Source organism: Arthrobacter sp. TJ-240 (assembly GCF_058269195.1).
In genome coordinates this window covers 199,441-209,590 of sequence record NZ_JBZCNG010000007.1, presented here as the reverse complement: position 1 = coordinate 209,590, position 10,150 = coordinate 199,441, and the positions used below count along the sequence as shown (strand labels likewise).

At 68.9% G+C, this 10,150-nt stretch carries 9 protein-coding genes; 1 reads left to right on the top strand and 8 read right to left on the bottom strand.

Annotated elements, in window-relative coordinates; translation table 11 throughout:
- The coding region (locus AC4D2C_RS16635; protein WP_490915929.1) for an LPXTG cell wall anchor domain-containing protein at positions 1-588 on the top strand (588 nt) is incomplete at its 5' end.
- 77 nt (positions 589-665) lie between these two features.
- On the opposite strand, the gene AC4D2C_RS16630 is transcribed toward AC4D2C_RS16635, so the two are convergent.
- The 8 genes from AC4D2C_RS16630 to AC4D2C_RS16595 all read right to left on the bottom strand — a co-directional run bounded on the left by AC4D2C_RS16630 (position 666) and on the right by AC4D2C_RS16595 (position 9,874).
- The gene (locus tag AC4D2C_RS16630; protein ID WP_490915928.1) at positions 666-1,745 is read right to left on the bottom strand and encodes a Gfo/Idh/MocA family protein; all 1,080 of its coding nucleotides are present in this window, start codon (positions 1,743-1,745) and stop codon (positions 666-668) included.
- Positions 1,746-1,890: 145 nt separating this feature from the next.
- Entirely contained in the window at positions 1,891-2,988 is a 1,098-nt protein-coding gene (locus tag AC4D2C_RS16625; RefSeq protein WP_490905574.1) for a substrate-binding domain-containing protein, read from the bottom strand.
- Between the two features lie 78 nt (positions 2,989-3,066).
- Positions 3,067-4,368 carry a multiple monosaccharide ABC transporter permease gene (mmsB, locus tag AC4D2C_RS16620; protein WP_490915927.1) on the bottom strand — a complete coding sequence of 434 codons (1,302 nt, stop codon included), beginning with the start codon at positions 4,366-4,368 and terminating at the stop codon, positions 3,067-3,069.
- 22 nt (positions 4,369-4,390) lie between these two features.
- The gene (gene mmsA / locus AC4D2C_RS16615; protein WP_490905577.1) at positions 4,391-5,929 is read right to left on the bottom strand and encodes a multiple monosaccharide ABC transporter ATP-binding protein; all 1,539 of its coding nucleotides are present in this window, start codon (positions 5,927-5,929) and stop codon (positions 4,391-4,393) included.
- Between the two features lie 126 nt (positions 5,930-6,055).
- Complete coding sequence (locus tag AC4D2C_RS16610) at positions 6,056-7,279, bottom strand: ROK family transcriptional regulator (protein WP_490905578.1); 1,224 nt, start codon at positions 7,277-7,279, stop codon at positions 6,056-6,058.
- Between the two features lie 32 nt (positions 7,280-7,311).
- Positions 7,312-7,833 (bottom strand): gamma carbonic anhydrase family protein, encoded by a 522-nt coding sequence (locus AC4D2C_RS16605; RefSeq protein WP_490915926.1) that lies wholly within the window; start codon positions 7,831-7,833, stop codon positions 7,312-7,314.
- Between the two features lie 25 nt (positions 7,834-7,858).
- Complete coding sequence (gene purU, locus AC4D2C_RS16600; RefSeq protein ID WP_490905580.1) at positions 7,859-8,719, bottom strand: formyltetrahydrofolate deformylase; 861 nt, start codon at positions 8,717-8,719, stop codon at positions 7,859-7,861.
- Complete coding sequence (locus AC4D2C_RS16595) at positions 8,720-9,874, bottom strand: FAD-dependent oxidoreductase (protein WP_490915925.1); 1,155 nt, start codon at positions 9,872-9,874, stop codon at positions 8,720-8,722. It abuts the gene before it with no gap.
- Positions 9,875-10,150 lie beyond the last annotated feature (276 nt).

Below are 10,150 nucleotides of genomic sequence, written 5' to 3'. Positions count from 1 at the left end.
GGCGGCATCCTCGACGGGAATGTGATCTCGCCCGAGATCTTCGTCCCGGTGAATGTCGGCTGCAACGGTGTGACCCTGATCGGTGGCAGTGCCACCGACTGCGGCGCCGGCGCTGGAGTTCCGACTAACCCGACTAACCCGGTGACTCCGACCACTCCGACCACCCCGGCTACCCCGGCTACCCCGACCACCCCTGACGTTCCTGGAGCGGGCGGCAACGGCGGCACCGACGGCCCTGGCGGAACGGATGAGGGCGACATGGATGGTGGCACCAACGATGGCGGCACCAATGATGGCCGCTCGAACGTCGCCGACGTCGCCGGAACGGTCCGCGACGCGGGGACCGGTACCGCAGCCGGCACGATCTCCGCAGCGAGCATCTCGGTGAACGTCACCACGGCAGCCGGTGCAGCCGGTGCAGCCGGTGCACCCGGTGCACCCGGTGCACCCGGTGCGGCATCGAGCACCCCGAAGGCCCTCGCCTCCACGGGATCCGCCGCGCAGCAGATCCTGCTCCTCGGCTCCCTGCTGCTTCTCGCCGGCGCAGGCGGTCTGCTGGCCGCCCGCCGCTCGAAGGCAGGCGCATAGCCGGTCGTGCCTGACCAAAAAGGACGGGTCCCCGCAGCGGAAGCTGCGGGGACCCGTCCTGCGGCGGCCACGACTCGTCAGGCGGCGTCGTTCTCGTAGCGCAGGCCGATCTGCGCCCTCACGCCGTCGAGCAGGCGCATGGTCCTCACGCTGTCGCCGACCGGCATCGTCGGGCTCTCGGTGAGGCCTTCCTGGATGCAGCGCGTCACCTCGCGGAGCTCGTAGGTGTACCCCGCGCCCACCTGCTCGAACTCCTCCACCCGCGCCTCACCCGGGCCGGCCTGGATGGTCAGCTCCTTCGGGTTGTGGAGGTGCCCGCCGCCGGTCTTCAGCCAGCCCTTCGATCCGCAGACCGTCGCCTGCCCCGGGCACGAGGCGATGAACGACGACGACAGCTGGGCATACGCCCCGCCCGCGTAGCCGAGGGTCACGGCTGCCTGCAGATCGACGCCGTCGTCGTTCAAGGTGCCGACGGCGGACACCGAATCGGGGAAGCCGAGTGACCCCAGCGCCCACGTGAGCGGGTAGACCGTCAGGTCCATGAGGGCCCCGCCGCCGGCCTTCGGGTCCCACAGGCGGCTGCTCGGATCGTCGGGTGCGGCGAAGCCGAGGTCCGCCTGCACCCACCGGATATCACCGAGCTCCCCGGAGTGGATGATCTCCCACGCGCGGTTGACGCTGGGGAGGAAGCGCGTCCAGACGGCCTCCATGAGGAACAGCCCCCGGGCGGCCGCGATGGCGGCCAGTTCCTCGGCCTCGGTGGCATTGATGGTGAACGGCTTCTCGCACAGGACGTGCTTCCCGCCGGTGAGGGCGGCCTTGGCGACCTCGTAGTGCTGGCCGTGCGGAGTGGTGATGTAGACGACGTCGACCTCCGGGTCGTCCACGAGGCGCTGGTATCCCGCCGTGCCGCCCTCGTTCCCGTAGCTCGTGGCGAACCCGAACCGCTCGGCGAAGGCGGCGGCACTGTCCGCGCTGCGCGAGCTCACCGCGTGGAGCACCGCGTCCTCGAGCAGGGCGATGTCCTGGGTGACCTTGGCGGCGATGCCGCCCGTGGCGATGACACCCCACTTCAGGGGACGGCCGGTGGCGACGACGGGACTGGGAGCCCCTGCTTCCGCGCAGGGGGGAACGATCAAGCGATTCTGTGGAGTCATGGACCTATCCTTGCCGCACGCGGGGCCCGCGTCCAGCACCCCCCTGGTCCGGGGTCCGCACGGAGTCCGGACACGACGAAGCGCCCCGGCCGGGAGGGCCGGGGCGCTTCAGGTGGTACTGACCCGGGAAACCCGGGGGCGGTCCTTACTTGGTGAGCGCGGACAGCGTGGGGTCGTTGGCGTACGCCTCGGCGGCGTTCTCCTTCGTCACGATCTGCGGCTCGAGGAGGTAGGCGGGAACGGTCTTCACGCTGTTGTCGTAGGAGTCGGGATCGTTGATCTCGGGCTCGTCGCCGGCCTGCAGGTTACCGACCATCTCGATGGAGTGCTCCACGAGGGCGCGGGTGTCCTTGTTGATGGTGGAGTACTGCTTGCCCTCCATGATCAACTTCACGGACTCGACCTCGGAATCCTGACCGGTGACGACGGGCAGCGGCTTGCCGGCACCCTCGACGGACGTCAGGACGGCGCGGGCGAGCGTGTCGTTGGGGGAGAGGACGCCGTCGAGCTCGGTCGAACCGTAGCTGCCGGAGAGCAGGGAATCCGCACGCTTCTGCGCGTTCTCCGCCTTCCAGCCCTGGGTCACGGCCTGCTCGAAGGAGGTCTGGCCGGAGACGACCACGAGGTTGCCGTTGTCGATCTCGGGCTGCAGGATGCTCATGGCTCCGTCGAAGAACACCTTCGCGTTGGCATCGTCGGGCGAACCGGCGAACAGCTCGATGTTGTACGGGCCCTCGGGCTTCTTCGCCTTCATGCCGTCGAGCAGGGCCTGGCCCTGCAGCTCGCCGACCTTGAAGTTGTCGTACGCCACGTAGTAGTCGACATCCTCGGTGTTGAGGAGCAGACGGTCGTAGGCGATGACGGTGATGCCGGCTTCCTTCGCCTGCGCGAGCTGCGTGCCGAGCTGGGCGCCGTCGATGGCACCGACGATCAGGACCTTCACACCGTTGGTGATCATGGAGCTGATCTGGTTCTGCTGCTCGGAGACGCCACCGTTGGCGAACTGCACGTTCGGTTCGTAGCCGGCCTCGGTGAGGCCGTCGTTGAAGAGCGTCTCGGCGAGAACCCAGTTCTCCGACGTCTTCTGCGGCAGGGCGACGCCGATCGCGGACCCGGTCTCGAAACCGGAGGCGGCAGCTTCGCCGCCCTCCGTCGTGGTGCCCGTGTCTTCGCGGCCGCACCCGGTCAGCGTCAATGCTGATACTGCAGCGATGGCTGCGAGGGATTTTGCGAACTTACGCATTCCATTCTCTTTCTGTCGCTCTTGCTCTTGCTCTGATGGACGGATGGAGCTTGCCCGGGACCGGCGTGAGCCGTGTCCCTAGACGTCGTGGGAGATTACTTCCTTCGTCCCGATGGCCTGCTCCGTCGGAGCGACCTCGCGAACGGGGGCGTCGGGCTTCCTGCCGCCGCCACCCCCGCCGAAGTTCCTGGTGAGCAGGCCGATGATGGACGGCTTGCCCTGGCTCTTGTTGTAGACGTCGAAGGCGACGGCGACGAGCAGGACCAGTCCCTTGATGATCTGGGTCAGGTCAGCACCGATGCCGAGCAGCTGGAGTCCGTTGTTGAGCACGGCCATGACGAGGCCGCCGATGATGGACCCGACGACGGTACCCACGCCGCCGCTGACGGCCGCGCCACCGATGAAGACGGCGGCGATCGCGTCGAGTTCCCAGCCGACGCCGTCGGACGGGCCGGAAGCGGTGGAGCGCCCGACGAAGATCATGCCGGCGAGGGCGGCGAGGACCGACATGTTCATCATGACCATGAAGTTCACGCGCTTGCTCTGGACGCCGGAGAGTTCCGCCGCGTGGCGGTTGCCGCCGACGGCGTACACGTGCCGGCCGAGGATGGTCTTGTTGGAGACGAAGGCGTAGATGATGACGAGGACGCCGAGGATCAGACCCGGGACCGGGAAGGAGGTGCCGGGGCGGCCGGTCGCGAACAGGTAGGTCGCGTAGAGGATGACCGCGCAGAGCAGGCCCAGCTTGACCACGGGCACCCAAGCCGGGGGAATCTCGGCGCCGATCTTCTCGAGCTTGCGGCGGCTGCGGATCTCCCGGTAGATGACGAAGGCCACCAGGCCGAGTCCCAGCAGGACGGTCAGGTTGTTGTACCCGGTGTTGGGGCCCACCTCGGGGAGGTAGCCCGCTCCGAGGTACCGGAATCCCTCGGGCACTGGGACGGTGTTCGAGTCGCCGACCGCCTGGTTGGCGCCGCGGAACAGGAGCATGCCGGCCAGCGTGACGATGAACGCAGGTATCCCGACGTACGCCACCCAGAATCCCTGCCACAGGCCGATGACGGCGCCGAGGACCAGGCCGAGGAGGACACCCGTGTACCAGGGGATGCCCCAGTCGCGCATGGCGATCGCGACGACGATCCCGACGAATGCGGCGATGGAACCGACCGAGAGGTCGATGTGGCCCGCGATGATCACGAGCACCATCCCGATCGCGAGGATCAGGATGTAGGAGTTGCCGTTGAACAGGTTCATCATGTTGCCGGGAGTGAGGGTCTTGCCGCCGGTCTGCCACTGAAAGAACACGACGAGTGCGACCAGGGCGAAGATCATCCCGAACTGGCGGGTGTTCCCGCCGAGGATTTGTTTGAGTGCTTTCATGGTGTCTTTCCTAGGGCTACGGTCAGGCAGTTTTCCTGCTGGCGGTCATGAGTTTCATCAGCGATTCCTGATTCGCCTCGGTGCGGGTCAGTTCTCCGGTGATGGCACCTTCGAAGATCGTGTAGATCCGGTCGGAGAGGCCGAGCAGTTCAGGCAGTTCCGAGGAGATGACGATAACGCCCTTGCCCTGATCCGCAAGCCTCTGGATGATGCCGTAGATCTCGTACTTGGCGCCCACGTCGATGCCGCGGGTCGGCTCATCGAGGATGAGCAGCTCGGGATCGGTGAACATCCACTTGGCGAGCACCACCTTCTGCTGGTTCCCGCCGGAAAGTGTGGCGACCCCGTCGTTGACGCTCGGCGCCTTGGTGCGCAGCGACTTCCGGTACTCCTCGGCGACCCGGAACTCCTCGTCCTTGTCCACCACGAGGCCGCGCGTGATCTTCTTCAGGTCGGCGGACACCGTGGTGGCCTTGATGTCGTCGAGGAGGTTGAGCCCGAGCGACTTCCGGTCCTCCGTCACGTAGGCGAGCCCGGCGTCGATGGCCTGGGGTACCGAGCGCAGCGTGACCTCCTTGCCGTTGATGAGGATCTGGCCCGACTTGAAGTTGCCGTACGAGCGGCCGAAGACGGAACGGGCGAGCTCGGTGCGCCCCGCGCCCATCAGGCCGGCGAAACCGACGATCTCGCCGCGGCGCACCTTGAAGCTGGAGTTCTTGCACACCAGGCGGTCGGGGACCGTGGGATGCCCGACCGTCCAGTTGCGGACCTCGAAGAAGGTCTCGCCGATCGACGGCGTGTGGTCGGGGAAGCGTGACTCGAGCGAGCGTCCCACCATGCCGCGGATGATGCGGTCCTCGTCCACGCCGTCGTTCTTGACGTGCAGCGTCTCGATCGACCTGCCGTCCCGGATGATGGTGATGGAGTCGGCGATCTGCTCGATCTCGTTGAGCTTGTGGGAGATCATGATGCAGGAGATGCCCTTGCTGCGCAGGCCCGCCATGAGGTCGAGGAGGTGCTGCGAGTCGGACTCGTTGAGCGCCGCGGTCGGCTCGTCGAGGATGAGGAGCTTCACGGACTTGTTGAGCGCCTTGGCGATCTCGACCAGTTGCTGCTTGCCGACGCCGATGTCCTTGATCTTCGTCGTCGGGTCCTCGGTGAGGCCCACGCGGGCCATGAGGTCGAGGGTGGTCCGGTTGACGTAGTCCCAGTCGATGACGCCGAACCGGGTGGGCTCGTTGCCGAGGAAGATGTTCTCGGCGATCGAGAGCTCGGGGATGAGCGCGAGTTCCTGGTGGATGATCACGATCCCCGCGGCCTCGCTGGCGCGGATGTCCTTGAACTCGACCACCTCGCCCTGGAACACGATGTCGCCGGAGTAGTCGCCGTAGGGGTAGAGGCCCGAGAGGACCTTCATCAGGGTGGACTTGCCGGCCCCGTTCTCCCCGCAGATGGCGTGGATCTCGCCGGCCTGTACCTCGAGGGAAACGTCGGAGAGGGCTTTGACTCCCGGGAACTCCTTGGTGATGGAGCGCATCTCAAGGATGGTGTGGTTGTTCATGGGGCCTCCCGCAGTGACGGCGTTGTCTTGGTGCAGGCCCAACCTCGGCCCGGAAGAATTGAACACGCTGATCGGCATTGTCGTCAAGTGTTGAACGCAAACCTACAGCAAATAGAGACGGGACCGTTACGCCGTGATCGCGAAGGCCGGGGAGAGGTTCGGTTGGGCGAGGACGACCGCGGCACCGCCGAGGGCCTCGGCGCGGTCGCCGAGGGAGGACATGCATACGCTCGTGGTCTCGCCGATGATGGGGACCGCGTGGCGGGCCAGCCCGCGGCGGACGGGTTCCAGGAGGATGTCGCCGAGGCTGGTCAGCGGTCCGCCGATGACGATGGTCTCCGGGTTGATCATGTTGGCCACATGGGCCAGGGCCCGCCCGATGGCCGTGCCGGCGTCCTCGATGACGCGCAGGGCCGCGGTGTCGCCGGTCAGGGCCCAGTCGACGATGCGCTGCGTGTCGACGGTCTCGGTGCTGCCGCGGCCGAGGAGCTCGATCATCATCGAGGTGGAGGCGACGGTCTCGAGGCAACCACGGTTGCCGCACCGGCAGATCACGCCCTGCTCGTTGATGGTGGTGTGGCCGAGCTCGCCGGTGACGCCGACGTTGCCGTAGTAGAGCGACCCGTTGAGGACGAGGCCGGACCCGATCCCGGAGGCCACCTTGATGAACAGCAGGTTCTCCACGGCGCTGTGCGGTCCCCAGGTGACCTGCGCGAGCGCGCCCAGGTTGGCGTCGTTGTCGATGAACACGGGGACGCGGAGCCGTTCGCCGAACGTCTCGTGGATGTTGATGCCCACCCACTCGGGCAGGATGGCGCCCTGCACCACCGTGCCGGTGCGCCGGTCGATGGGCCCCGGGATCCCGATGCCGGCGCCGAGCAGTGCCCTGCGGTCGATCCCGCCCTCGGCGAGCAGGGCGTCCAGGAGGTCCGAGGCCGCCCGGAGTCCCTCGACGGCGCTGTGCCGCGGCGGCAGGCTGACGGAGGCCTCCTGCAGGACGCGGTAGTTGGGACTGGCGAGGACCACGCGGACGTGGCGGCGGCCTATGTCGATGCCCGCCGCGACCTGGCCCTTGTCGTTGAGGATCACGGAGAGCGCCCGGCGCCCCGAGCTGGTGGTCGGCGCCGTGCTGACGATCCCGCTGGTCGCCATGACCTTCACGATGTTGGAGACCGTGGCCGTCGACAGGCCGGTCTGCCGGGAGAGCTCTGCCTGCGTCTGCGGCCCGTTGCTCACCAGTGCTGCGATGACGCGGCGCTGGTTCTGCTCGCGCAGGGCGGACTGGGAGCCCGGCTTCGGAAGCGCGGCGCTCAGGGGTGTCCTCGCCGTCGAGGGGGATTCTGCGGGCATGCTCCCAAGGTTGCCGCAGGCGGACTTTGTAGTCAAGAAGTTAACGCTTGGCGGTGCTCGTGCGCCAGGGCCCTGTACTGCTCGGCGTTCCTCCTGACGCCCGCGACCTCGTCGTCGGTCAGCTCGCGGCGGACCTTCGCGGGGACCCCGGCGACGAGCGAGCCCGGCGGCACCACGGTGCCCTCGAGCACGACGGCGCCCGCAGCGACCAGCGATCCCGTGCCGATGACGGCCCCGTTCAGGATGGTGGCGCCCATCCCGATGAGGCAGTCGTCCTCGACGGTACACCCGTGCACCACGGCGCCGTGGCCCACGCTGACCCGGTTGCCGATGACCGCCGGGAAGCCGGGGTCGGCGTGCACCACGACGTTGTCCTGCAGGTTCGTCCCGTCCCCGATGCGGATGGGCGCGGTGTCCGCACGGACGGTGGCCCCGTAGAAGACGCTCGCGGAGGCGCCGAGGACGACCTCGCCGATCAGGGACGCGGTGGGCGCGACGAACGCGGCGGCTCCGGTGTCGGGGGTCTTCCCGCGGAACGCGATGAGGTGGGTCATGGCGTCAGCCTAGGGCAGCAGGGCGTCAGTTGAAGACGATCGTGCGGCGCCCGTCGAGCAGGACCCGCCGTTCGGCGTGCCACTGCACCGCCTGCACCAGGGCGCGTCCCTCGAGCTCGCGTCCGATCGAGGCCAGCTGCTCGGCCGTCCGCGCGTGGTCCACGCGGATGACCTCCTGCTCGATGATCGGGCCCTCGTCCAGGACGGCCGTGACGTAGTGCGCCGTGGCGCCGATCAGCTTCACGCCGCGCGCGTGGGCCTGGTGATAGGGGCGTGCGCCCTTGAACGACGGCAGGAACGAGTGGTGGATGTTGATGGCGCGGCCGCGCAGGTCCTCACAGAGTCCGTCGCTGAGGATCTGCATGTAGCGGGCGAGGACCACGAGTTCGATGTCGTGCCGGTCGATCAGGGCGCGCAGCGCGTCCTCGGCGTCCTGCTTGGTCTCCGGTGTCACGGGGATGTGGTGGAACTCGACGCCGTAGAACGCCGCGAGGCCCTCGAGGTCCCGATGGTTGGACACGATCACGGGGATGTCGATGGCGAGCGTCCCCGAGCGGTGCTGGAACAGGAGGTCGTTCAGGCAGTGCGCGGCCTTCGACACCATGATGAGGGTCCGGGTGCGCCGGGCCGCCTCCACGAGCGACCACTGCATGCCGAACTCCGCTGCCACGGGCTCGAGCGCGGTGCGCAGGTCCTGCAGGCCGGCCCCGGTGGTCAGGTCGACCCTCATGAAGAACGTGCCCGTGTCCGGGCTGCCGTACTGCTGGGACTCCGTGATGTTCGCGCCCACGCCGACCAGGGCGCCGGAGACGCCGTGCACGATCCCGGGCCTGTCGGGGCAGGACAGCGTGAGGGAGTACGAGGATGATGCGTCGGGGGAGTCCACCTAAGCCAGCGTACCGGTAGCTCCCGCGCCGGGGGCGAGGCCGCGCAGCCTGTCCAGGGCCGCCAGCGCCGCTGCACGCCCGGCACGGGACGCCCCGAGCGTGGAGGCGGAGGCGCCGTAGCCGACGAGCAGGAGCCGGGGGTCCCTGGCGACACGCACGCCGTCCGTCCGGATGCCGCCCCCGGGCTCCCGGAGGTGCAGGGGTGCGAGGTGGTCGAGCGCAGCGCGGAAACCGGTCGCCCAGAGGACGGCGTCGACGGGTTCCTCGGAGCCGTCGGCGAGCACGGCCGAGTGCTCCCGCAGCTCGGCGAGGGGACCGCGCGAGACCAGGATCCCGGCGTCGATCCCCGCCTGGTACTGCGGCGTGAGTGACAGCCCGGTGACGGACACCACGCTGGCAGGCGGCAGGCCGGCGGTCGTCCGCGCCGTGACCTCGGCCTCGACCTCCCGCCCCCATTCCGGGCCGAAGGCACGCCGCGTGAAGGCCGGCGGGCGGCGTGTGGACCATACCGTGGCGGCACCGGCATCCGCGAGCTGCAACAGGAACTGCACGGCGGAGGTCCCGCCGCCCACCACGAGGACACGCTGTCCCGCGAACTCGGCCGCCGACCGGAAGTCGTGCGTGTGCAGCTGGCGTCCGGCGAAGACGTCCCGCCCACGGTAGTAGGGCCAGTAGGGGCGGTCCCACGTGCCCGTCGCGTTGATGACCACGTCGGCGATCCAGGTGCCGCCCGTCGTCGTGACCCTCAGGGGCCCCGCGTCGCCCCGGTCGGGAAGATCGGCGCCGCCGTCGTCCTCCGGTTCGACGCGGAGCACGGTGACAGGGCGGACGACCGGCAGGGCGAACTCGCGCTCGTAGGCGCCGTAGTAGCGGTTCACGACGGCGGAGGCCGGCTCCTTCGGGTCCGGCCTCTCGAGGGGGAAACCGGGCAGGCTGTGCAGGGCGTGGGCGGCGTCGAACGTCAGGGAGGGCCACCGGTGCAGCCAGGCGCCGCCCGGAGCAGGATTCGCGTCGAGGAGCACGACCTCGCGATGCGGCGCGAGGCCCCGCCTGGCGAGATAGTAGGCGCTGCTCAGCCCGGCCTGCCCGGCGCCGATCACGACCACGCGCACCCGGTGCGTCAGAGCCTCCGCCGCCTGCTCCGTCCCGCGCATGACACCGCCCTCTCCGGTCCGGCGCCCGCCGGTCCACTGACCGGAACGGCGCCGGGGCTCGGCCTATTCCGGCCCCGTTGCGGAGCCGTGGGTACCGGTGGCGATGCGGCCCGCGGTGCAGCTAGCATGGGATCGTCGCGACTGGCGTAGGGTGGGCAACCACCAGGAAGCGGCGCGGAACCAGGGCCCCCCGGGAGATCCTGCGCTTCCAGTGCAGACCACGGATCGCACGCCTGGGCCGCGGGTCACGTCTCACGTTCCTGCCGCGCGGACACC